Annotated in this window: 18 protein-coding genes and 1 other RNA gene; 15 read left to right on the top strand and 4 right to left on the bottom strand. The window is 66.0% G+C overall.

What is annotated here, in order from left to right; translation table 11 throughout:
- Positions 1 to 41 precede the first annotated feature (41 nt).
- Genes cyoB through AC3EDY_RS00905 form a run of 6 tightly spaced genes read left to right on the top strand, consistent with a single transcriptional unit; the run spans position 42 to position 5,720 of the window.
- Positions 42 to 2,087 carry a cytochrome o ubiquinol oxidase subunit I gene (gene cyoB / locus AC3EDY_RS00880; RefSeq protein WP_488570560.1) on the top strand — a complete coding sequence of 682 codons (2,046 nt, stop codon included), beginning with the start codon at positions 42 to 44 and terminating at the stop codon, positions 2,085 to 2,087.
- Positions 2,084 to 2,743: a cytochrome o ubiquinol oxidase subunit III gene (cyoC, locus tag AC3EDY_RS00885; RefSeq protein ID WP_488570561.1), complete on the top strand. Its 660-nt coding sequence runs from the start codon at positions 2,084 to 2,086 to the stop codon at positions 2,741 to 2,743. Before cyoB ends, cyoC begins: the two co-directional genes overlap by 4 nt.
- Complete coding sequence (gene cyoD / locus AC3EDY_RS00890) at positions 2,740 to 3,147, top strand: cytochrome o ubiquinol oxidase subunit IV (RefSeq protein ID WP_488570562.1); 408 nt, start codon at positions 2,740 to 2,742, stop codon at positions 3,145 to 3,147. The genes cyoC and cyoD overlap by 4 nt, the downstream gene beginning before the upstream one ends.
- A gap of 2 nt (positions 3,148 to 3,149) precedes the next feature.
- A complete protein-coding gene (locus AC3EDY_RS00895; protein ID WP_488570563.1) occupies positions 3,150 to 3,863 on the top strand; it encodes an SURF1 family protein in 714 nt (237 codons plus the stop codon).
- Positions 3,860 to 5,167, top strand: coding sequence for an ATP-binding protein (locus AC3EDY_RS00900; protein ID WP_488570564.1), 1,308 nt, complete (start codon positions 3,860 to 3,862; stop codon positions 5,165 to 5,167). Before AC3EDY_RS00895 ends, AC3EDY_RS00900 begins: the two co-directional genes overlap by 4 nt.
- A complete protein-coding gene (locus AC3EDY_RS00905) occupies positions 5,160 to 5,720 on the top strand; it encodes a response regulator transcription factor (RefSeq protein WP_488570565.1) in 561 nt (186 codons plus the stop codon). The genes AC3EDY_RS00900 and AC3EDY_RS00905 overlap by 8 nt, the downstream gene beginning before the upstream one ends.
- Positions 5,721 to 5,832: 112 nt before the next feature.
- Here the strand turns inward: AC3EDY_RS00905 and AC3EDY_RS00910 are convergent, their stop codons facing one another.
- On the bottom strand, positions 5,833 to 7,875 hold the full coding sequence (locus AC3EDY_RS00910) for a M3 family metallopeptidase (RefSeq protein WP_488570566.1): 2,043 nt from the start codon (positions 7,873 to 7,875) through the stop codon (positions 5,833 to 5,835).
- Between the two features lie 70 nt (positions 7,876 to 7,945).
- Positions 7,946 to 8,836, bottom strand: coding sequence for a LysR family transcriptional regulator (locus AC3EDY_RS00915; protein WP_488570567.1), 891 nt, complete (start codon positions 8,834 to 8,836; stop codon positions 7,946 to 7,948).
- 104 nt (positions 8,837 to 8,940) lie between these two features.
- Here AC3EDY_RS00915 and AC3EDY_RS00920 point away from each other — a divergent pair, with 104 nt between their 5' ends.
- From AC3EDY_RS00920 to AC3EDY_RS00935, 4 genes are all read left to right on the top strand, one after another.
- On the top strand, positions 8,941 to 10,443 hold the full coding sequence (locus tag AC3EDY_RS00920) for a CoA-acylating methylmalonate-semialdehyde dehydrogenase (protein ID WP_488570568.1): 1,503 nt from the start codon (positions 8,941 to 8,943) through the stop codon (positions 10,441 to 10,443).
- 126 nt (positions 10,444 to 10,569) lie between these two features.
- A complete protein-coding gene (locus AC3EDY_RS00925; protein ID WP_488570569.1) occupies positions 10,570 to 11,358 on the top strand; it encodes an ImuA family protein in 789 nt (262 codons plus the stop codon).
- Positions 11,359 to 11,377: 19 nt separating this feature from the next.
- The gene (locus tag AC3EDY_RS00930) at positions 11,378 to 12,817 is read left to right on the top strand and encodes a Y-family DNA polymerase (RefSeq protein ID WP_488570838.1); all 1,440 of its coding nucleotides are present in this window, start codon (positions 11,378 to 11,380) and stop codon (positions 12,815 to 12,817) included.
- Positions 12,814 to 15,990 (top strand): error-prone DNA polymerase, encoded by a 3,177-nt coding sequence (locus AC3EDY_RS00935; protein WP_488570570.1) that lies wholly within the window; start codon positions 12,814 to 12,816, stop codon positions 15,988 to 15,990. Before AC3EDY_RS00930 ends, AC3EDY_RS00935 begins: the two co-directional genes overlap by 4 nt.
- A 101-nt stretch (positions 15,991 to 16,091) precedes the next feature.
- Here AC3EDY_RS00935 and rpoH read toward each other — a convergent pair whose 3' ends face one another.
- Together rpoH and AC3EDY_RS00945 are read right to left on the bottom strand one after the other, a co-directional pair.
- On the bottom strand, positions 16,092 to 17,006 hold the full coding sequence (gene rpoH, locus AC3EDY_RS00940; RefSeq protein ID WP_488570571.1) for an RNA polymerase sigma factor RpoH: 915 nt from the start codon (positions 17,004 to 17,006) through the stop codon (positions 16,092 to 16,094).
- Between the two features lie 114 nt (positions 17,007 to 17,120).
- Positions 17,121 to 18,065: an RluA family pseudouridine synthase gene (locus AC3EDY_RS00945; RefSeq protein ID WP_488570572.1), complete on the bottom strand. Its 945-nt coding sequence runs from the start codon at positions 18,063 to 18,065 to the stop codon at positions 17,121 to 17,123.
- Between the two features lie 104 nt (positions 18,066 to 18,169).
- Between AC3EDY_RS00945 and AC3EDY_RS00950 the strand changes: the two genes are divergently transcribed.
- The 5 genes from AC3EDY_RS00950 to putA all read left to right on the top strand — a co-directional run bounded on the left by AC3EDY_RS00950 (position 18,170) and on the right by putA (position 24,240).
- Positions 18,170 to 18,586: a M67 family metallopeptidase gene (locus AC3EDY_RS00950; RefSeq protein WP_488570573.1), complete on the top strand. Its 417-nt coding sequence runs from the start codon at positions 18,170 to 18,172 to the stop codon at positions 18,584 to 18,586.
- 92 nt (positions 18,587 to 18,678) lie between these two features.
- Positions 18,679 to 19,332 (top strand): histidine phosphotransferase family protein, encoded by a 654-nt coding sequence (locus tag AC3EDY_RS00955; protein ID WP_488570574.1) that lies wholly within the window; start codon positions 18,679 to 18,681, stop codon positions 19,330 to 19,332.
- Positions 19,333 to 19,338: 6 nt separating this feature from the next.
- Entirely contained in the window at positions 19,339 to 20,043 is a 705-nt protein-coding gene (locus tag AC3EDY_RS00960) for an N-acetylmuramoyl-L-alanine amidase (RefSeq protein WP_488570575.1), read from the top strand.
- Positions 20,044 to 20,053: 10 nt separating this feature from the next.
- Positions 20,054 to 20,488: RNase P RNA component class A (gene rnpB, locus AC3EDY_RS00965), an RNA gene on the top strand.
- Positions 20,489 to 20,586: 98 nt separating this feature from the next.
- Entirely contained in the window at positions 20,587 to 24,240 is a 3,654-nt protein-coding gene (putA, locus tag AC3EDY_RS00970) for a trifunctional transcriptional regulator/proline dehydrogenase/L-glutamate gamma-semialdehyde dehydrogenase (RefSeq protein WP_488570576.1), read from the top strand.
- Positions 24,241 to 24,281 lie beyond the last annotated feature (41 nt).

Here is a 24,281-nt window from a genome sequence, read left to right on the forward strand (position 1 = left end):
CGGTTTGCTCCGGCCCCACTTTCTGATCGATGGATACCGCGATGCCCGCAGATTCCCTTCCCGCCACCGCCCCGCCGCCGTGGACCCCGCTTTTGGGGCGCATTTCGTTCGAGCAGCTTCCCTTTCTGCATGAACCCATCGTGGGGATGACGTTCGTTGCCGTGATCCTGGGCGGGATCGCGCTGCTGGGCGTTCTTACCTATTTCCGGCTATGGGGCTATCTCTGGAAGGAATGGTTCACCAGCGTCGATCACAAGAAGATCGGCATCATGTACATGATCCTGGGCGTGGTGATGCTGCTGCGCGGCTTTGCCGACGCGATCATGATGCGCATCCAGCAGGCTATCGCGTTCAACGGCAGCGAAGGCTATCTCAACGCCCACCATTACGATCAGATCTTCACCGCGCACGGCGTGATCATGATCTTCTTCGTGGCGATGCCTTTCGTCACCGGCCTCATGAACTATGTCGTGCCGCTGCAGATCGGCGCACGCGACGTGTCGTTCCCGTTCCTCAACAATTTCAGCTTCTGGATGACCACCGGCGGTGCACTCCTGGTCATGGCCTCGCTGTTCCTGGGGGAATTCGCGCAGACCGGCTGGCTGGCCTTTCCGCCGCTGTCGGGGCTGGCCTACAGCCCTGGCGTCGGCGTCGACTATTACATCTGGGCCTTGCAGGTGGCCGGCGTCGGCACCACGCTTTCGGGCATCAACCTGATCGCCACGATCATCAAGATGCGCGCGCCCGGCATGACGATGATGCGCATGCCCGTGTTCACCTGGACCGCGCTGTGCACCAACGTGCTGATCGTTGCCTCCTTCCCGGTGCTGACCGCCGTTCTCGTGCTGCTGTCGCTTGACCGCTACGTGGGGACCAACTTCTTCACCAACGATTTCGGCGGCAATCCGATGATGTACGTCAACCTCATCTGGATCTGGGGCCACCCCGAGGTCTACATCCTGATCCTGCCGATTTTCGGGGTGTTTTCCGAAGTGACCGCCACGTTTTCGAGCAAGCGGCTGTTTGGCTATACGTCGATGGTCTATGCCACGGTGGTGATCACGATCCTGTCGTATCTGGTCTGGCTGCATCACTTCTTCACGATGGGGTCGGGAGCCAGCGTCAACAGCTTCTTCGGCATCACCACGATGATCATCTCGATTCCCACCGGGGCAAAGCTGTTCAACTGGCTGTTCACCATGTACCGCGGCCGCATCCGTTTCGACCTGCCGATGATGTGGACGGTGGCGTTCATGCTTACTTTCACCGTGGGCGGCATGACCGGGGTTCTCCTCGCCGTTCCCCCGGCCGACTTCGTGCTGCACAACTCGCTGTTCCTGATCGCCCACTTTCACAACGTGATCATTGGGGGCGTGGTGTTCGGCGTGTTTGCCGCGATCAACTACTGGTGGCCCAAGGCCTTCGGCTTCAAGCTCGACCAGTTCTGGGGCAAAGTCAGCTTCTGGTGCTGGGTCGTGGGCTTCTGGGTAGCGTTCACCCCGCTTTATGTCATGGGCCTGATGGGCGTGACCCGCCGCGTCCGCGTGTTCGACGATCCCAGCCTGCAACCCTATTTCATCGTCGCCCTGGTGGGCGCGGTGCTGATCGCCGGGGGCATCGGCGCGATGATCGTGCAGTTCGGCGTTTCGATCTGGAAGCGTGAGGCGCTCAAGGACGAAAGCGGCGATCCGTGGAACGGCCGCACGCTGGAATGGGCGACAAGCTCGCCCCCGCCGGCCTACAACTTCGCCTTCGCGCCGATTGTCCACGATCTTGACGCCTGGGACGACATGAAGCGCGCCAACGTCGGCCGCCCGCTCGACGGTTTCCGCCCGATCCACATGCCCGGCAACACCGGCGCGGGCGTGATCCTGGCCGGCATCAGCACGGTTCTGGGCTTCGCCCTGATCTGGCATATCTGGTGGATGGCCGGCGCCAGTTTCGCGGCGCTCATCGCCGGGGCGATCGTCCATACGTTCAACTACAAGCGCGATTATCATATTCCGGCCGATTATGTTGCCGCAGTCGAAGGGCGCCGCACGGCCCAGCTCGAACGCCTTGCCGGTAAACAAGGAGCCGCCGCATGAGCGATGCCACCCAAACCCCGCCCCTGCCCGCGGCGCTTTCGCCCGGCGCGCTGCAGAAACTCGGCAAGTTCTGGGACCTTGACGAGCACGACCATCCCGAAGGCCACAGCACCATGCTGGGCTTCTGGCTCTACCTGATGAGCGACTGCCTCATCTTCGCGATGCTGTTTGCCGCCTATGGCGTACTGGGCGGGAACTATGCGGCCGGGCCCGGTCCGAAAGACCTGTTCGAGCTGCCGCTGGTGGCGCTCAACACCGCGATGCTGCTGTTCTCGTCGATCACCTACGGCTTTGCCATGCTGGCCATGCAGCGCGGATCGGCGGGCCAGACGCAGATCTGGCTGCTGGTCACGGCGCTGTTCGGCGCGGCGTTCCTGTCGATCGAACTGTATGAATTCGCCCACCTGATCCACGAAGGGGCCACGCCGCAACGCAGTGCCTTCCTTTCGGCCTTCTTCACCCTGGTGGGCACGCACGGCCTGCACGTGACCTTCGGCCTGGTCTGGCTGTTCACCCTGGTGGTGCAGATCGCGCAAAAGGGCCTGATCCAGGCTAACCGGCGGCGCCTGATGTGCCTGTCGCTGTTCTGGCACTTCCTCGACGTCGTGTGGATCGGCGTTTTCACTTTCGTCTATTTGATGGGCATGCTGCGATGACCGCGAAAAACTACAACGATCTGGCGCACCGCCATGCGCATGGGGAAGCCAATCCCCATGCCATCGGCCATCATCACGAAGAAGCGCACGGCTCGCTGCGCGATTACGTGATCGGCTTCGTTCTCTCGGTCGTGCTGACCGCCATCCCGTTCTGGCTGGTGATGAGCGGCGTGATCGCCGACAAGACCGTGACCGCCATGACGATCGCGGTGTTTGCCGCGGTGCAGATCGTGGTGCACATGGTGTTCTTCCTCCATATGAACGGCAAGGCCGAAGGCGGGTGGAACATGCTGGCGCTGATTTTCACCGCGGTGATCGTGCTGATCGTCATTTCGGGCTCCATGTGGGTCATGTATCACATGAACCGCAACATGATGCCGATGCACGCCGAGCAGATGGACTGACCATGACTGGGAAAGGGGGCGGCAGGCGGCGCGTGCTGCCCGTTTCCCTCCTGCTGGTGCTGGCCGCGCTCTTTGCCGCGCTAGGCCATTGGCAGGTCCGGCGCCTGGCCTGGAAAGAGGCGCTGATCGCCGATGTGGACCGTGCCCTGCGTGCCGCGCCGATCGCGCCCGAGGCCATTCCGCCCGGCAACATCGCGCCCCTTGCCTATCACCGCGTCGTGCTGTCGGGGCGCTTCCTGCCGGCCGCCACGGTCCTTGCCACCGCCACCAGCACGCTGGGCAACGGCTATTGGGTCATGGTCCCCCTGGAAAGGCCCGGGCACCTGCCGATCTGGATCAACCGCGGCTTCGTGCCGCTGGGTACCCGTCTCGATGCCGCGCGCGCGGCGGTGCCGGGCGGAATCGTTTCCACCAACGGCCTGATCCGGCCGAGCGAGCCCAAGGGCTCGTTCCTGCGCGACAACCGCCCCGCGGCCGAACGCTGGTATGCGCGTGACCTGCCGGTCATGGCCGCGCGCCGCGGCATCGTGGCCGAGCCGCGCTATTTCCTCGATGCGCAAGAAGAAACGCCCCGGCCGACCGTGGCGCCCGTGCCCGTGCCCGGCCTGACGGTGATCCGCTTCGCCAATAGCCACCTGTCCTATGCGCTTACCTGGTTTGCCCTTTGCGCCCTCTCGCTTGGCGCGGCGATCATGGTATGGCGCAAGGCGCGATGAGCGCCGCCGCCACCCTTTCCACGCAGAGGCCGATCTATCCCGCGGCCAGCGCGCGCAACATGGCGCTGCTGGTCCAGCTGCGCTGGCTCGCGGCAGCCGGGCAGCTCGTGGCGATCTGGGTCAGCCTGCGGCTCCTGGGCGTCAGGCTCGACGTGGCGCCGTTGCTCGCCGTGCCGATGCTGATGATCGTGGTCAATGCGCTCACCCTCGTGCTCGATCGTGGGCGCGAGGGGTATAGCCATGTGGAACTGCTCGGCGCCCTCACGCTCGATATGCTGGCGCTGGCCTGGCAGCTCTATTTCAGCGGCGGCACCTCGAACCCCTTCACGTTCCTGTTCCTGTTGCAAATCGTGATCGCCGCGATCCTTCTGCCGCCCAACTGGAGCGCGATCGTCGCGGCCATGGCCGCGCTGATCGTTGCCATCCTGACGTTCGCCCATCGCCCGCTCGATCTGCCCGGAGGCACGTTCGGCACGGTGGAACTGTTCCAGCTGGGCAATCTCGTCTGCTTCGTGCTGGTTGCCGCGCTGCTGGTGTTCTTCGTCATCCGCATGGACCGCAACCGGCGGCAGAGCGAAACCGCGCTGGCCGCCTTGCGCCAGCAGGCGGCCGAGGAACAGCATATCGTGCGCATGGGCCTGCTGGCTTCGGGCGCGGCGCACGAACTGGGTACCCCGATGGCCACGATGTCGGTCATCCTGGGCGATTGGCAACGCCACCCGGCAATCCAGGGCGATCCCGATCTGCATGACGACGTGCAGGACATGGCGTCGGAATTGCGGCGCTGCAAAGCGATCCTTTCGGGCATCCTGCTCAGCGCCGGCGAAGCGCGCGGCGAAAACCCGCAGGTCACCACGCTGGGCGCATTCCTGGAAACCATTGCCGCCGAATGGAACCAGCGCGGCAACGGCACGATCCACCTGCGCAACATGGTGAAGACCGACCGCCCGATCGTGGCCGACCCTGCGCTGCGTCAGGTGATCGGCAACGTGATCGACAATGCCCTGGAAGTCTCGCCCGATTTCGTCGAAATCCGTGCCGAGATGGCCGGTGGAGACATCGTGCTGACCGTGCTGGACCTTGGCCCCGGCTTCACGCCCGAGATGCTGGAAGCGATCGGCCGGCCCTACAGTTCGACCAAGGGCCGTGACGGCGGCGGGCTGGGCCTGTTCCTGGTGGTCAACGTGGTGCGCAAGCTGGGCGGGCAGGTGGAAGTGCGCAACCGCACCGCGCGCGGGGCCATGGTGCGGCTCGAGATACCGCTGGCCTCGCTCGCCTATCATTCGGGGAACGACCATGCCTGATCCCGCAGCGGGCGAGGCCATGCTGGATACTCCCCGGCTGGTCATCGTGGAAGACGATCCGGCCTTTGCCCGCACGCTGCGCCGCTCGTTCGAACGGCGTGGCTATGCCGTTGAGCATGCCGCCAGCCCTGACGCGCTCGAAACCCTGCTCGCCGTCCATGCCTTTCAGTTTGCCGTGGTCGATCTGAAGCTCGGCACCGGATCGGGCCTCACTTGCGTACAGATGCTGGCCGCACGCGATCGCGACACGCGGATCGTCGTCCTGACCGGCTTTGCCTCAATCGCCACGGCGGTCGAGGCGATCAAGCTCGGCGCGGCGCATTATCTCGCCAAGCCGGCCAATACCGACGATATCGAGGAAGCTTTCGGCCGCACGGGCGGCGATCCCACCGTGCCGCTCGATACCCGCAAAACCTCGATCAAGACGGTGGAATGGGAATATATCCATTCCACGCTGGTGGAATGCGATTTCAACATTTCGGAAGCCGCGCGGCGTCTGGGCATGCACCGCCGCACCCTGGCGCGGAAGCTGGAAAAGCGGCCCTTGCGATAAGGTTCGGCACCCGTTCGAGGTGTCGTACTCCGTTGGTGAACGCAGGCCCGCATCAAGTCCGGGGCGAGGAAAACAGGCCATGCGTCATCGCGTCTTGCAACGGCGTTGCCGCTCAAGCCACGAGCCCGCGCACCCGCAACAGCGCCCCCGGATCGGGCGCACGCCCGCGAAACGCCACATAGCTTTCCATGGCCGGGCGCGCGCCGCCCTGGGCCAGCACCTCGCGCCGGAATGCCGCGCCCAGCGCCGGCTGCCTTCCGGGCGCGGCGACAAACTGTTCGTATGCATCCGAAGACAGCAGTTCGGCCCAGAGATAGGAATAATACCCTGCCGCATAGCCACCTACAAAGATGTGGGTAAAGGAATGGGCAAAGCGGTTCCACGGCGGATAGCGCACCACGGCCACTTCGGCCCGCACGGCATCCAGCATGGCCTGGATATCGGGCGCTGCGGCCGCTGCGCGGTGCAGCCGCATGTCGAAAAGGGCGAATTCGATCTGCCGCAGCACGGCCAGCGCGCCCATGAAACCGCGCGCGGCATTCAGCCGGGCGATCAGGTCATCGGGCAGCGGCTCCCCGGTTTCCTCGTGCGCCGAAGCAGCCTTGAGTACCGCCGGATCGAACGCGAAGTTTTCCAGAAACTGGCTGGGCAGTTCCACCGCGTCCCATTCCACCCCGCTGATGCCGCCGATCGAGGGCATATCGCCCTCGCCCAGCAGATGGTGCAGGCAATGGCCCATTTCGTGAAACAGCGTCACCATGTCGGCATGCTGGAGCAGCGCGGGCGCGCCCGGCGCGGGCCGCGCAAAATTCGTGACAAGATAGGCCATCGGGATCTGATGCCGTGCCGCCGCGCGGCTGGGCGAGCGGCACGTGTTCATCCAGGCGCCGCCGCGCTTGCCATCGCGCGCAAAGAAATCCGCATAGAGCCGCGCGAATGGCACATCCGCCCCTTGCTGGAACAGACCGAAGCAACGCACGTCCTCATGCCACAGCCCATCGGCAGGCATTTCCCGGAATTGCACCCCGAACAGCCGCTCGACATGGCCGAACAGCGCCGGCAGCACGCTATCGAGCGGCAGATAACGACGCACTTCGGATTGATCGAGCGCATGGCGTGCCAACCGCGCGCGCTCGGTGGCAAAGCCCATGTCCCATGGCTCGAGCGCATCGATGCCAAGCTCGCTGCGGGCAAATGCGGCAAGGTCGGCCAGTTCGGCCTGGGCCAAAGGCCGGGCGCGCTCTGCCAGGTCGATCAGGAATTCTTCCACCGCCGCCGGGCTTTGCGCCATCTTGGTGGCCAGCGATAGGCTGGCGGCATCGCCCTGGCCCAAGAGCTGCGCGGCCCTGGCGCGCAGCGCCAGCAAGGCCGCCATGCGCGGACCATTGTCGAACTGCCCGGCATTGGGCCCCTGATCGGATGCGCGCGTGGCATAGGCGCGCTGCACCTCGTGTCGCAGCGCGCGATCCTGCGCATAAGTCAGCACAGCCACCACCACTGGCGCGTGCAGCGTGATCAGCCAGCCATCCGCGTGTCCCTTGGCACGGGCAGCGGCGGCCATGCCGGCCAGGTCTGCCGCGGGCATTCCGGCCAGGCGTGCAGGATCGGTGATGTGCAGGCTCCAGGCCTCCGTTGCGTCCATCACGGCATTGGCATATTCGGTTGCCAGGCGCCCCTGCTCCACCTGGTTTTCGGCAAAGGCACGGGCCTCGTCCCCGTCCAGCGCGACGCCGGAAAGCTCGAAATCGCGCAGGGCCAGCTCGCGGGCGCGCGCGGCGAGCCGGTCGAGCGCTGCCGGATCAATCGCGCGGATCGCGTCGTACAGGGCACGGTCCTGGCCAACGGCAGCAAAGTGCGCGGCGATCAGCGGCTGCGCCTCTGCATGGGCGGCGCGCAATTCCGGCGTGTTGGTCACGGCCAGGAGATGGCCGACCACGGTCCATGCCTCGCCGATGCGGCGATCGGCCTCTTCCTTGAACGCCAGCATGGCCGGATCGCCGGCACGCGCCACGCAGTGCGCCATGGCATCGCGGTGATCGGCAATCGCGGCAGTGATGGCCGGCACGATATCGTCTGGCCGGATCGCGGCGAACCGCGGCTGGTCATGCGGGGCAAGCAAGGGAAAGACGGTGTCGATCGTGGCGATATCGGTCAAGGTACGCTCCGGCGAAAGGTCGTGCGGGCAAGATAGGAACGCGGCCCGGGCTTGTCTGCCCCGGGGCCGGTTATTTTGCCGTGGGCGCCGCGGCATGGGCCGCCTCTTCCAGGAATTCGGCCACCGCCCGCACGCGCGGCAGGCGGCGCAGTTCGGCATGCACCACCAGCCAATAGGCACGCTGTGCCACCAGATCGGGAAGAACCCGCACCAGGCCCGCCAGGCCGTCGGCGGCAAAGGTATGCAGCAGGCCGATGCCGCCCCCCGCCTGCACGGCGGCCAGTTGCACCGTGGCCGAGGTGCAGCGGAATTGCGCATGCAGCCCCGGCGCCACTTCATCGAGATAGCGCAACTCGGGCCAGTCGATCAGATCGTCGATATAGGAAATCAGCCGGTGCCGGGCGAGATCATCGACGCCTTGCGGCATGCCGTACTGTTCCAGATAGGCGGGTGCTGCATAGAATCCCACGGTAAAGGGCGCCAGTTGCCGGGCATAGAGCCGTCCGCGCGGCGGACGCTTGAGTGTGACGGCCAGGTCTGCCTCGCGCTGCGACAGGCTGACGGCGCGGGTTTCGGGCGCCAGTTCCAGTTCGATGCGCGGGTGCCGGGCCATGAAGGCGGCAATGCGCGGCGCCACCAGATACGTGCCGAAAGCGGCCGGCGTCGCCACGCGGACGGTACCGGTCAGTTCGGTATCCACGCCGCCCAGCGCGCTGTCGGCCGCATGGGTTTCGGCCTCTATCCGTTCGGCATGCAGCATCAGCGCGCGGCCCGCCTCGGTCAGCCGCGCCCCGTTGGGCGAGCGATCGACCAGTCGCGCGCCAAGCCCGCTTTCCAGCCCATCGAGCCGGCGCGAGACCGTGGAATGATCAAGACCCAGCGAACGCGCGGCGGCACTCAGGCGGCCATGGCGCGCCACTTCCAGAAATATCCTCAGATCATCCCATTGGCGAATACGCATGACGTCCCTGTAAATTTGCACGGCCTGTTTGGCAAAAATGCCTGTATCATGATATTTGCGCACGTTCTACAAAAGGGCATCACATGTCCTGCGGGAGAGTTGCTATGCGTCAGATCGATCATTTCCTGAACGGGTCCGCCGTTGCCGCCACATCGGGCCGCAAAAGCGCGGTTTTCGATCCCAATACCGGCGAAGTCCAGGCCGAAGTCGGCTTGGCCAGCGAGGCCGATGTCGATCAGGCCGTGGCCCTTTCGGCCTCGGTGCAGCCGCAATGGGCTGCGCTCAATCCGCAGCGCCGCGCCCGCGTGATGTTCGAATTCAAGCGCCTGATCGAGCGTGACATGGACAAGCTGGCCCGTGCCCTTTCGGCCGAGCACGGCAAAGTGATCGCCGATGCCAAGGGCGATGTGCAGCGCGGGCTGGAAGTGATCGAGTTCGTCTGCGCCATCCCCCATCTGCTCAAGGGCGAATATACCGAAGGCGCCGGCCCGGGGATCGACGTGTTCTCGATGCGCCAGCCATTGGGCGTCGTTGCGGGCATCACGCCGTTCAATTTCCCGGCGATGATCCCGCTGTGGATGTGCGGCCCGGCCCTTGCCACGGGCAACGCCTTCATTCTCAAGCCTTCGGAACGCGATCCTTCGGTGCCGGTCATGCTGGCGGAACTGTTCATCGAGGCGGGCGGCCCGGTTGGCCTGTTCAACGTCGTGCAGGGTGACAAGGTGGCTGTCGATGCCATTCTCGATCATCCTGGCATCAAGGCCGTCAGCTTTGTCGGTTCATCCGACATCGCCAACTATGTCTATCAGCGCGGCGCGCAGGCGGGCAAGCGCATGCAGTGCATGGGCGGGGCCAAGAACCACGGCATCGTGCTGCCCGATGCCGATTTCGACCAGGTGGTCAGCGACATTCTGGGTGCGGCCTATGGCTCGGCCGGCGAACGCTGCATGGCCCTGCCGGTGGTGGTGCCGGTGGGCGACAAGACGGCCGAGGAACTGCGTAGCCGCCTGATCGACGGGATCGCCGGTCTCAAGGTCGGCATCTCGACCGACGAAGCGGCTCATTACGGCCCGGTGGTGACCGCGCAGCACAAGGCCCGGATCGAAAGCTATATCCAGATGGGCGTGGACGAAGGCGCCGAACTGGTAGTCGATGGCCGCGGTTTCTCGCTCCAGGGTTATGAGAACGGCTATTTCCTGGCACCTACCCTGTTCGACCGGGTGACGCCGCAGATGCGCAGCTATCAGGAAGAGATCTTCGGCCCCGTGCTGCAGATCGTGCGCGCGCAGGACGTGGATGAAGCCATCGCGCTGGCGACCGATCATTCCTATGGCAATGGCGTGGCGATGTTCACCCGCAATGGCGCCGCCGCGCGCAATTTCGCTGCAAAGGTGGAAGTAGGCATGGTGGGGATCAACGTGCCGATCCCGGTGCCGGTCGCCTATCACAGCTTCGGCGGGTGGAAGCGCTCGGGCTTTGGCGATCTCAACCAGTACGGCATGGACGGCGTGCGCTTCTATACCCGCACCAAGACGGTGACCCAGCGCTGGCCGGCAACCGGCGCCGCCGTGGTGGACCAGAGCTTCGTGATCCCGACGATGAAGTGATGGAAAATGCGCCACGAGCAAAGGCTTGTGGCGCATTTTTCATATCGGTAATGATAACGGGACTTTCCTCCCCCTGTTCCAACGGCCAGCCTCGACAGCGCGGAGAATTTAGAACATAAAGGGAACATGGAAACGTGTTCCGCTTCGATCCTTTCCTCGCCTGCATGGCGTTTGCGCCCGGCGCTTCGCCGCCCCGTGCCGGTGCTGGCACCCGGCCAAGTCCATGAAGTGCATGGACAAGGTGATGATCGCGTGGCGCCGCTCGCCTTTGCCCTGGGGCTGGGCGCGGCGAATCGCGCAGGGCCGGTGCTGGTGATACGCGGGGCCTTGCGTCAGCCGCTGGGGCTTTATGGCGAAGGGCTGGCGCACCTTGGCATCGATCCAGCCGACTTGCTGCTGGTGGAAGCGGGCGATGCCGCCGCCCTGCTGCGCGCCGGGCTGGAAGCCGCGCGCTGCCCTGGCCTCGCGCTGGTGGTGCTGGAAAGCGAAGGGCCGCTCAAGAGCTATGACCTGACGGCGAGCCGGCGCTTCGTGCTGGCGGCCGAACGCACGCAGACACCGGTGGTCCTCTTGCGCCACGCCGCGCCGGTTCAGTCCAGCGCCGCGCATACCCGCTGGCAGGTGGCGAGCGCGGCTTCCATGCCGCTGGAGGCGCCGCCTGGTGCGCAAGTGCGCCCGCCCGGCCTTCCCGCTCTTGCGGTAGAGGCCCTGCGCTGGCGCGGTGGGCCGGCAGGGCAGAGGTGGCACTTGCAATGGGATGAAGACCATGGCCGATTCCGTGACGCCACAGGCAGCATCGGCAACAGCGAAGGCAAAACGGATCCCGGCAGAGCGGCGTTACCTGGCCCTGTGGTTCCCATGGCTGCCCTGCGAGCGGGCAAGGAGCCATCCGGGGCTGGCGGCTACGCTGCCTGAAGGGGCGCCGCTGGCCCTGGTGGCGCGCAGCGGGCAGGCCCTGCGCCTGGCGGCGGTGGAGCGCGATGCCGCCAGCCATGGCCTGGCGCGCGGCATGGGCCTGGCCGATGCCCGCGCGCGCTGCCCCGATCTGTTCACCCTGCCCCACGATCCGGCGGGAGATGCAGCCTTGCTGGAACGCCTGGCCGCAGCCATGCATGCCCTGACGCCCAATGTAATGACCGATCCCCCTGACGGCCTGCTGCTGGATATCAGCGGCTGCGCGCATCTGTTCGGCTCGGAAACGGCGATGGCGGCGCGGGCGGCGAAACTGGCCGGGCTTGCCACGGTCCATGCCCTGGCCGGCAATCCGGCGGCCGCCCGTGCCCTGGCCCGTCATGGCAGCCCGGCACAACGCCGCGCCGAAGACGTGCCCGCCCTGCCCGTGGCCGCGCTGGATCTGGCCGAGGAAGCCACGACGGCGCTGCGCCGTGCCGGGCTCAGGCGCCTGGGCGATCTGGCGGCCCGCCCGCCCCAGGCCCTGGCCGCGCGCTTTGGCGAAAGCGTGGTGTTGCGGTTGCGCCAGGTGATGGGAGACGTGGCCGCGCCGCTCGCCCCGCGCCAGGCCCAGGCGCCGATCGCAGCCGAAGCGCGCTTTGCCGAACCCATCGCCCGCACCGACGATGTGCTGGACGTGGCCGAGGATCTCTTGCGCCAGGTGGCCGCACAGATGGAGCAGCGCCGGTTGGGCGGCCGGCGCTTTGTCCTGACGCTTTACCGGAGCGACGGGGCGCAGCGCTCTTTGTCGGTGGAAACCGGCCAGCCTACGCGCGCGCCATCACCGGTGGTGCGTCTGCTGCGCGAGAGGATCGAAAGCCTGGCCGATCCTCTCGATCCGGGTTTCGGTTTTGACGCCATGGCCCTGGCCGTCACCCGTGCAGAACCGTTGGCGGCACGGCAAGCGGGGCTGGACCGCACCGAACACGTGCACGATGGCGTGCAGGCATTGATCGACAGGCTGGGCGTGCGGCTGGGCCGGGATGCCGTGCTGCGTCTGGTTCCGGCCGACCGTCACCTGCCTGAAGCAGCCCAGGTTCGCGTGCCGGCAATGGAATTGAACGAACCCGTCTCATTTCCTTTGCCCGCCCGGCTTGTTCCACCGGCCATGCCGCGCCCGCTGCTGCTGTTCGATCCGCCCCAGGGGATCGAGGTGATCGCCGGGGTGCCCGATGGCCCGCCGCTGCGCCTGCGCTGGCGCGGCGCGGTGCACGAGGTGGTCCATGCCGAAGGGCCAGAACGGATCGCGCCGGAATGGTGGCGCCAGCGGGGCGGCCACATGGGCCGGGGCGCCGGTCGCACGACGCGCGATTATTACCGGATCGAGGATGCGCGCGGCCGCCGCTTGTGGGTCTTCCGGCGGGGGCTTTACGGCAGCGTGGAAAGCGCACCCTCCTGGTACGTCCACGGACTGTTTCCATGAATGCCGCGCCGTTCTTTGCCGAACCTGTGGCGGCCAGCAATTTCAGCTTTCTGCGCGGCGCGGCACACCCGGCCGAAATGGTGGCGCGCGCCCATGCCCTGGGCCTGACAGGCATTGGCATCGCCGATCGCAATTCGGTGGCGGGCGTGGTGCGCGCCCATGCGGCCTGGCGCGAGATCGGCGGCGCGAACGGCGGCTTTTCCCTGAAAGTGGGGGCGCGGCTGTGCTTTGCCGATGGCACGCCCGATATTGCCGCCTATCCCACGACGCGCGCGGCCTGGGGGCGGCTCACACGCCTGCTTACCACTGGAAACCGCCGCGCGGACAAAGGCGATTGCCACCTCGCCTTGGGCGATTTTCTGGATCATGCGCAGGGACTGGCGCTGGTGGCGATGGATGCCGATGCGGCACTGCTGGCACGCCTGAACGAGGCGGCCTCGCATCTGTGGCTGGCCGCCACCATGCCCCGCGCCGGGCGCGACGGGCGCGAACTTGCCCGGCGCATGGCGCTTTCGCACGAAACCGGGATACCGTTGATCGCCAGCAACGATCCGCTCTATGCCGTTCCGGCGGATCGCCCGCTGCACGATGTGCTCACGGCTGTGCGCCTGGGCACCACGGTGCGCGCTGCCGGGCGCCGGCTGGCGGCCAATGGCGAACGACATCTCAAGCCTCCGGCCGAAATGGCCCGCCTGTTCGCCCTGTGCCCGCAAGCCCTGGAAGCAACGCGCGACTGGCTTGCCTGCATCGCTTTCACGCTGGACGAGATCGCTTACGAATATCCGCACGAACCGGTGCCGCAGGGCTGGACTCCGCAGGGCTGGCTCGAACATCTCGTGATGGAAAATGCGGCGCGCCAGTTTCCCGACGGATTGCCACCTCGCTATCGTGAGGTTCTGAATGAGGAATTCAGGCTAATCGCTTCAAGAAATTATGCTTATTACTTTCTCACCGTGTATGATGTGGTCCGCTATGCACGCAGCCTTTCGCCGCCGATCCTGTGCCAGGGGCGCGGTTCGGCCGCCAATTCGCTGGTCTGTTACCTGCTGGGCATCACGCCGATCGATCCGGTGCGGGAACGCCTGCTGTTCTCGCGCTTCCTGTCGGAACAGCGGGACGAGCCGCCCGACATCGACGTGGATTTCGAGCACGAGCGACGCGAGGAAGTGATCCAGTACATCTATCGCCGCTATGGCCGCGCGCGTGCGGGAATCGTGGCCACGGCGATCCACTATCGCCAGCGCAGCGCCATTCGCGACGTGGGCAAGGCGCTGGGCCTTTCCGAAGACGTGACCGCGCGCCTTGCGGGCACGGTCTGGGGCAGCTGGGGGCGCGGCTCCCTGCCCGAAGAGCGCCTGGCCCAGGCCGGGTTCGATCCGGCCAATCCCGAAATCGCCCGGCTGCGCGAGATGGTCGATCGCCTGCTGACCTTTCCGCGCCACCTGTCGCAACATGTCGGCGGCTTCGTGCTGTGCCAGGACCGGCTCGACGAACTGGTGCCGATCCACAACGCCGCCATGCCCGATCGCACGTTCATCGAATGGGACAAGGACGATATCGATGTTCTCAAGCTGATGAAAGTCGACGTTCTGGCGCTGGGCATGCTGACCTGCATCCGCAAAAGCTTTGACCTGATGGCGCGCCACGGGCTGGGCCACCTGACTCTGGCCACCATTCCCCGTAAGGACGAGCCGACGTTCGACATGCTGTGCCGGGGAGACAGCGTAGGCACGTTCCAGGTGGAAAGCCGCGCGCAGATGGCGATGCTGCCGCGGATGAAGCCTAGAATCCTTTACGATCTGGTGATCCAGGTGGCGATCGTGCGGCCCGGCCCGATCCAGGGCGGCATGGTCCACCCCTATCTGCGCCGCCGCAATGGCGAGGAAGCCGTGGAATATCCCGGCCCGCCAGGCAAACTGAAAAGCGTGCTGGAAAAGACCCTGGGCGTGCCGCTGTTTCAGGAACAGGCGATGAAACTGGCCATCGTGGCCGCCGGTTTCGCTCCGGCCGAAGCCGATGGCCTGCGCCGCGCCATGGCCACTTTCCGCAATCACGGCACCATCGCCAATTACCAGGAAAAGTTCATTACCGGCATGATCCGCAACGGCTATGCGCAGGATTTTGCCGAACGCTGCTTCGAACAGATCAAGGGCTTTGGCGAATATGGCTTTCCCGAAAGCCATGCCCAGGCCTTTGCCTGGCTGGCCTATGTCTCGTCATGGCTGAAATGCCATTATCCCGCGGTTTTCACCTGCGCGCTGCTCAACAGCCAGCCCATGGGCTTTTATGCCCCGGCGCAGCTGGTGCGCGATGCGCGCGAACATGGCGTCGCCGTGCATGGCGTTGACGTGAATGCCAGCGGTTGGGATTGCACGCTGGAGAGCGAACGCGTGCTGCGTCTGGGATTGCGCCTGATCGACGGGTTTCGCGAAGAATGGGCCGCCGCCATCGTGCGGGCGCGGGTCGCCGGCTCTTTTGCCTCGCCCGAAGACCTGGCACGCCGCGCCGATCTGCCCACGCGCGCGCTGGCCTTGCTGGCCGATGCCGATGCCATGGGCTCGCTCGGACGCACCCGGCGCACCGCGGGATGGGACGTTCGCCGCGTTCCGCCCCGGCAATTGCCGCTGTTCGCCGCGCAGGAGGCGCCCGAACTGGCGGCGGAACCCGATGCCGCCTTGCCCGCCATGCCGCTTTCCGAAGAAGTGGTCGCCGATTATCAGACCCAGCGGCTATCGCTGAAAGGCCATCCCCTGCAATTCCTGCGCCCCCGCCTGGCGCGGCAAGGCATCGTTTCGTGCGCGCAGGTCAATGCCGCCCGGGATGGCAGCCGGGTGCGCGTGGCCGGGGTGGTGCTGGTGCGGCAGCGGCCCGGCAAGGGCAATGCCGTCTTCATTACGCTGGAAGACGAAACCGCCGTGGTCAACGCGCTGCTGTGGGCGCGCGATTTCGAGAAGCAACGGCGCCAGGTCATGGCCGCGCGGCTGATGGTGATCGAAGGCGAAGTACAGCGCAGCAAGGAGGGCGTGGTCCATCTGATGGCCTCTCGCGTCCACGATGCCAGCGCCGAACTGGCCGGCCTGACAGATGAAGGGATCGCGCCCCGGCCCGACCCTTACCTGGCGCGCCATCCGCGTCAGGTAAGGGTATTGCCGAAATCAAGGGATTTTCATTGAAGCCAAAAACGTAGCGTCACCCCGGAGCAAGTCCGGGGTAACGCCGAAGCATGGCTTTCTCAGGTCATCCCGGACCTGATCCGGGGGGCTTGCCCAAGCCGTCAACCAGCCGGCAGCAGGTGCCTTTCGCCGGCGATGCGCTGCATCGCCTTCTGCAGCTTTTCAAAGGCCCGCACTTCGATCTGGCGCACCCGTTCGCGGCTGACATTGTAGACCTGGCTCAGCTCTTCCAGCGTCTTGGGCTCGTCCACCAGGCGGCGGTCGATCAGGATGTGCCGCTCGCGCTCGTTGAGGCTGCCCATCGCTTCCACCAGCATGTCGTGCCGGAAATGCGCTTCCTCGGCATCGGCCACGGTTTCGTCCTGCAACGGACGATCGTCGGCCAGCCAATCCTGCCAGCTGCCTTCGCCATCTTCGCGCAGGGGCACGTTCAGGCTGGCATCGCCACCCATGATCATGCGCCGGTTCATGTTGATCACTTCCTGCTCGGGCACGCCGAGATCGGTTGCGATCTTCCTGACGTCCTCGGGCGAAAGATCAGTGTCTTCGAAAGCTTCGAGGTTCTTCTTCATCCGCCGCAGGTTGAAGAACAGCTTTTTCTGCGCGGCCGTGGTGCCCATTTTCACCAGGCTCCACGAACGCAGGATGAATTCCTGCATCGAGGCCTTGATCCACCACATCGCATAAGTCGCGAGGCGGAAACCCCGATCGGGCTCGAATTTCTTGACGCCCTGCATCAAGCCGATGTTCCCTTCGGAAATCAGCTCGGACACGGGCAGGCCATAGCCGCGATAGCCCATGGCGATCTTGGCCACGAGTCGCAGATGGCTGGTCACCAGCTGGGCGGCCGCCTCGGGATCGCCATGCTCCTGATAGCGCTTGGCAAGCATGTATTCCTGCTCTGCCGTCAGCACCGGAAACTTGCGAATTTCCGACAGATAGCGATTGAGACTGGCTTCCCCGCCCAAGGCCGGAACCGTCACGGGGGCTTTGGCCACTGCAGTCTTGTTGCTCACCTGAACACATCCTTTCGTCGCGTCAGTTCCCCGATGGAGAACCTCTAGCGAGCATTCCCCGGTGGGGCCACACATCCTTTTGGCACACAGTAATCGATTTACATCATAAGCTCGTTAAGAACCGCCCAGTTCGATTATCAGTTCCTCCATATCGACAGGCGTCGGGCTGGTGAAATGGAGCGTCTCGCCGTCGATCGGGTGAACGAAGCCCAGTTCGGCTGCATGCAGCGCCTGGCGGGCAAAGCCAATGCGGACCAGAACGGGGCGAATCTTCGCGGGCGCACGTCCATAGACAGGATCCCCCAATAGCGAATGGCCGATTGACGCAAGGTGAACGCGGACCTGGTGGGTTCTTCCCGTTTCCAGCCGGCATTCGACCAGGGCCGCCCCGTCGAGCACCGCCAGGGTGGCATAGTGGGTGACGGCATGCTTGCCCCGCCCATCCTCCACCAGCGCCATCTTCTTGCGATCGTGCACCGAACGGGCAATCGCGCCGCGGACAGTGCCTGACGGCGGCATCGGCCGCCCGGCAGTGATCGCCTTGTAGGCCCGCACAATCGAATGATCGGCAAACTGGCGTGCCAGCCCTTCATGCGCGGCATCGTTCTTGGCCACGACCAGCAGGCCCGAGGTATCCTTGTCGATCCGGTGGACGATCCCCGGCCGAGCGACGCCGCCAATGCCGGAAAGCCGGCCGCGGCAGTGGTGCAGCAGCGCGTTGACAAGCGTGCCGTCGGGATTGCCCGCCGCGGGATGGACCACCAGGCCGGCCGGCTTGTCGACCACGATCAGCGCATCGTCTTCGTACACGATAGCCAGCGGAATATCCTGCGCCGCTGCCGCTGCGGCAGCGGCAGCCGGAACCCGCACTTCATAGGAGGCACCCGCGGCAACCTTGAGCGAGGCCTGCCGCACGGCCCGGCCTGCCAGCATGACGCGGCCATCGTCGAGCAATGCCTTGATCCGCTCGCGCGAAAGGCCGCTGGCATCGGCCAAGGCCCTGTCAAGGCGGCCGGGCACGTCGATCGTACCGGTCAGAATTTCGTCGACTTCCCCCATTTGCCTTTGAATATGGGGGGCATGGCGTGTGGCCGCAAGGGGATGGACCGTTCGGGAGCGGTATCGTATCGCCCGGCCGACGGCTTGGCATGGCAGGCGAGGACATGGATAAATCACGACCGTCGTGCAGCCTTACGCTGTCTGTGGCCGCACACGCGGCGATGTTGACGGCTGCGGCACGGGCCCATCCGCGCGAAGCCTGCGGGCTGTTGCTGGGCATGGGCACGCATATCGCCTGGGCGCGGGAATGCGCCAATGTGGCACCAGATCCGTTGCATCGTTTCGAGATCGATCCTGCCGCCCTGATTGCCGCCCATCGTGCGGCGCGGGAGGGGGGGCCGACTGTCCTGGGCTATTTTCACTCTCATCCCAATGGCTTGGCGCGGCCGTCGGCAACCGATGCGGCGCAGCGCGAGGGCGATGGGCGCGTATGGGCCATCGTTGCCGCTGGTACAGTCGGTTTGTGGCGTGATGCGCCAGCGGCGTTTCAAGCGCTTTCCTATCGCCTCGCAGACGGTTAAGGCGATCCTGCGGGCGGGGAAAGAGGATGCATTTGCGCAGCCTTCCATTCCCCGGCGCAAGCGTGCATCCGGTAAAGGCTTTCCGACATCCCATGACCATCGCCACTCTCGACCTTGCCAGCCTGCTCTGCTCGCGCCTGTGCCATGACCTGCTGAGCCCGGTGGGCGCACTGACCAACGGGCTGGAATTGCTGGCCGAGGAGCGCGATCCCGAAATGCGCCAGAAATGCATGGACCTGCTGGAGCAGAGCGCGACGAGTTCGGCCAACAAGCTGCGTTTCTTTCGCCTGGCTTTCGGCGCGGCCGGCGGCTTTGGCGACATGGTTCCCACCGCAGAGCCGCGCGCGCTGGTCGATGCACTGGTGGCGGCCAATCCGCGCGTCGCGGTGGCCTGGACGCTGGCCGACGACATGTTGCCCAAAGCCGCGGTCAAGACTCTGCTCAACCTGGCCCTGATCGGGATGGAAGCGCTGGTGCGCGGCGGCAACCTGGATATTGCCGGCGAAATGCGGAGCAATGCCGGGGGCGGCGCCACCGAACTGGTGATCCGCGCCAGCGGGCCGCGCATCGCTTTCGATCCGCTGGTGGCCCAGGCGCTGGCCGGAACCCTGGCCCCGGCCGATCTTTCCAGCCGCACCGCCCCTGCCGCCATGCTGTATCAGCTGGCGCAAGACCTGGGGGGCAGCTTTCAAACGCATGTGACGGCCGATGCCCTTGTGCTGGGCGCCGTACTGCCTGTCCGCTAAAGCCTGATGAACCGCTGGCTGGTCCATCGCGAAGAGCCGTCGCCCAATTTCAACGCGCGACGGCTGCCGGTTTCGATGGTGGTGCTGCACTATACCGGGATGCCGACCGCCGCCGAGGCACTCGCCCGGTTGAAAGACCCGGAAGCCCAGGTTTCGGCCCATTATCTGATCGAGGAAGACGGCACGGTCATCCGCCTGGTCGATGAAACCCACCGCGCGTGGCATGCAGGGCGCAGTTTCTGGCGCGGGATCACCGACATCAATTCCGCCAGCGTGGGCGTAGAACTGGTCAACCCCGGCCATGAATTCGGCTATCGCCCCTTTCCCGATGCCCAGATGGAAGCGCTGGTGCCGCTGCTGGCGGATATCGTGCGGCGGCACGACATCCCGCGCGCCAACGTGGTGGGCCATTCCGACGTCGCTCCGGCCCGCAAGACCGACCCGGGCGAGTTGTTCGACTGGGACATGCTGGCCCGATACAACCTTGCCCTACCCCGCCCCCGGCCCAGAATGCGCCTGATTTATGACAACGAAAGTGCGTTTTTCCTGGCGCTGGAGCGCTTCGGCTATGACGTGACCGACAGGGAAGCAGCCGTGGCCGCCTTCCAGCGGCGCTGGCGCCCGCACAAGATCGACGGACAGGTGGACGGTCAGATCGGGGCATTGCTGTTCGAACTGCTGTTGGCGCGCGATCTGGGCCATGCTAGGTGAGCGTCTCGCGCCGGGGAGCCGGGCAGCCGCGTCATCACTTCGCCTGATGCCGAGGAAAGTCCGGGCTCCACGAAACGAGGGTGGCGGGTAACGCCCGCCGGCCCGGTGCAAGCCGGGCAAGGGAAAGTGCCACAGAAAGCAGACCGCCGACGGGGCATTCGTGCCCCAGGCAAGGGTGAAAGGGTGCGGTAAAAGCGCACCGCGCGACCGGCAACGGAAGCGGCATGGCAAACCCCACCCGGAGCAAGACCGAATAGGGGCAACGCGCATCGCCACCGATCGTATCGGCAAGGCGATGCAGGCGGGTTTCGCGCCAGTTGCCCGGGTTGGTTGCTGGAGCGGCCTGGCGACAGGCCGCCGAGAGGAATGGCTGCCCGTGCCGGTACGGTCCATTGCATGGAAACCGCCGGCACGACAGAACCCGGCTTACAGGCTCCCCGGCGCGTATCCAGGCGGATTGTCGAGACCGGCCGCGTCGTTCTGGGCAATCAAAGCGATCAAGTGCCGCCGGAAGCCGGCCGATACGTGCGAGAGGAAATGAATATGACCGCTTCCGTTTCCCTACCCGTTTCCGGCCCCTTTGCCTGCTTTGCCCCGCCGCTGGCCGGGCAGACCGCATTGCGCCAGGCCATCACGGCCGCGACGCGCCGGGCCGAGCGCGCCTGCGTGGCGGCGCTCCTGCCTGAAGCCCGCGTGCCGGAAAGCCTCGCCAGGCCGATCGCCGCCACCGCCACCGCGCTGATCACCCAGCTTCGCGCCGAGTCGCGCCCGGGTGCAGTCCAGTCGCTGGTGCAGGAATACGCCTTGAGCAGCCCGGAAGGCGTCGCCTTGATGTGCCTGGCTGAAGCGCTGCTGCGCATTCCCGACGCCGCGACGCGCGATGCCCTGATCCGTGACAAGATCGCGCCTGGGGATTGGCGCGGTCATGTGGGCAAAGACCGCCCCCTGTTTGTCAACGCCGCCTCATGGGGTCTGCTGGTTACCGGGCGCCTCGTTCAGGCCGAAGACGATGCCGGGCTCGGCGCAAGCCTGACGCGCCTGATCGCGCGCATGGGCGAGCCGGTCATTCGCCGCGCCGTGGATGCGGCGATGCGCATGATGGGCGAACAGTTCGTAACCGGTGAAACTATCGAAGAGGCCCTGCGCCGCGCCGCGCCGCGCGAGGCGAGGGGCTTTTCCTTTTCCTATGACATGCTGGGCGAAGCGGCGATGACCGCGGCCGACGCCGATCGCTATAATGCATCCTACGAACAGGCGATCGAGGCAATAGGCCGGGCCAGCGCCGGCCGCGGCATCTATGGCGGGCCGGGCATTTCCATCAAGCTGTCGGCCCTGCATCCGCGCTACACTCGCGCCAAGGCAGACCGGGTGAAGGCCGAATTGCTGCCTCGCGTCAAAGCGCTGTGCGTGATGGCCAAGCGCCATGCCATCGGCCTCAACATCGATGCCGAAGAAGCCGACCGGCTGGAGCTTTCGCTCGATCTGCTGGAAAGCCTGGCAACCGATGCGGACCTTGCCGGCTGGAACGGGCTGGGTTTCGTCGTCCAGGCCTATCAGAAGCGATGCCCGTTCGTGATCGACTGGATCATCGACCTGGCGCGGCGCAGCGGACGACGGATCATGGTGCGCCTGGTCAAGGGCGCTTATTGGGATGCGGAAATCAAGCGGGCGCAGGTCGATGGTCTTGCCGATTTCCCGGTCTACACGCAAAAGGTCCATACCGATCTTGCCTATGCGGCCTGCGCGCGCAGGCTGCTGGCGGCGCGCGATGCCGTGTTCCCGCAGTTCGCCACGCACAATGCGCAATCGGTTGCCACGATACTGCATCTGGCAGGTCCTGTTTTCCGGCACGGCGATTATGAATTCCAGTGCCTGCATGGCATGGGTGAAGGGCTTTACGAACAGGTTGTCGGGCCCGACAAGCTTGACCGGCCGTGCCGCGTCTATGCCCCGGTGGGCACGCACGAAACGCTGCTGGCCTACCTGGTGCGACGCCTTCTGGAAAACGGGGCGAATTCATCGTTCGTCAACCGCATCAACGATCCGGCGGTGACGGTTGCCGATCTGGTCCGCGATCCGGCCGCCCTGGTCGAAGCCAGCCCAGATCCGGGGGCGCCGCATCCTGCCGTGGCTTTGCCCGCCGCGCTTTTTGCCGACCGGCGCAATTCGGCGGGGCTGGATCTGGCCGATGAGGCCACGCTGGCCGACCTGGCTCCTCGCCTGGCCGCGTCAGCCCGGCAGACATGGCAGGCGCGGGTGCCCGCAAGCGGCGATAGTGCGCAGACCGTTGGCAATCCGGCCGACCATCGCGACATCGTCGGCACGGTCTGGCCGGCCACGCCCGATACGGCACGCGCGGCTGTGGAGCAAGCGATGCACGCCGCCCCCGCATGGGCCGCAACCCCGGTCGCTGCCCGCGCTATCATGCTGGAACGTGCCGCCGCGCTGCTTGAGGAAGAGGGGCGCACGCTGATCGGTCTGATCATGCGCGAAGCCGGCAAGACCGCCCCCAATGCCGTGGGCGAAGTGCGCGAAGCGGTGGATTTCCTGCGCTATTACGCCGCCGAGGCGCGAGCCGGCCTGGCGCATACCACGCCGCTGGGACCGGTAGTGTGCATTTCTCCGTGGAACTTTCCGCTGGCGATCTTTGCCGGCCAGGTGGCGGCGGCCTTGGTGGCCGGCAATCCGGTGCTGGCCAAACCGGCAGAGGAAACGCCATTGATCGCGGCCCGGATGGTGACCCTGTTTCACCAGGCGGGCATACCGGACGAGGTGCTGCACCTGGTTCCGGGCGACGGCGCGATCGGTGCGGCATTGGTGGAAACGCCCGGCATCGCCGGCGTGATGTTTACAGGATCGACCGAGGTGGCGCGCATCATCCAGCGGACGCTCGCACCACGCGTCGACGGGCAAGGCCGGCCCATCCCGCTGATTGCCGAAACCGGTGGCCAGAACGCGATGATCGTCGATTCGTCGGCGCTGGCCGAACAGGTGGTGGCCGATGTCCTGGCCTCTGCCTTCGACAGCGCCGGCCAGCGCTGTTCGGCCCTGCGGGTGCTGTGCCTGCAGGACGACATCGCCGATCGCACGCTGGCGATGCTGCGCGGCGCGATGGCCGAACTGGCGGTGGGCAATCCCGATGCGCTGGCCACCGACATAGGCCCCGTTATCACCGCGCAGGCGCGTGACGGGATCGAAGCCCATGTGGCCACGCTGGCCGAACGCGGTGCACCGGTCCATCGCCTGCCTCTGCCCACCGCCTGCATGCAGGGCACGTTCGTGGCGCCGACGCTGATCGAAGTGCCGGGCATCGACGCGCTCGAACGCGAGGTTTTCGGGCCTGTTCTCCATGTCGTGCGCTATGCCGCGCGCGATCTGGACCGGCTTGTCGCCGCGATCAATGCCACCGGCTATGGCCTCACCTTCGGCCTGCATACCCGGCTGGATGACACCGTGGCACGGGTGACCGCGGCGGTGGAAGCCGGCAATCTCTATGTAAACCGCAACACTATTGGCGCCGTGGTTGGCGTGCAGCCCTTTGGCGGGCGCGGGCTTTCAGGCACCGGGCCGAAAGCGGGTGGCCCGCTTTACCTGGCGCGGCTGGTGCGCGGCGCAGTGACTCCGCCCCCCGATCTCGCACGGGCGACCGCTTCGACCGATCCGGCTGCATTCGTGCTCGCCGACTGGCTCGACCGGCAGGGCAAGAGTGACGTGGCGCGCGCGGTGCGTGCCGATGCCGCGCGCAGCAGGCTGGGGCTGGAGATCGAACTGCCCGGCCCCGTGGGCGAAAGCAACCGCTATCGCCTGGCCCCGCGTGGCGCCATCGCGCTTCATGCCGGCACTGCCGACGGGCTGTGGCGCCAGGTGGGCGCGGTGCTCGCCACGGGAAACAGGGCGGTGGTAATGCCCGGGGCGCCGATCCCGGCACTGCCGGCCGATTTCCCCCCTGCACTTGCCGCCCGGGTGGCCTTTGCGCAAGGCGAGACGCGCCATCTGGCTGCGGCCCTGGTGGAAGAGCCCGGCGCACCGGCGATCAGGGCCAGCCAGGAATTGGCCGCGCGCAAAGGGATGATCGTGGCCCTGCACGCGCCCGACGCACAGGGTAACTATCCGCTCGACCTGCTGCTCGAGGAAATAAGCCTGTCGATCAACACCACGGCCGCGGGCGGCAATGCCAGCCTGATGGCCATGGTCTGATGCCGACTGGAAAGGGGCGCCCCGCCGCTGGGCGCCCTGCC

The sequence above is a fragment of the Novosphingobium sp. DS6-6 genome, assembly GCF_057784975.1.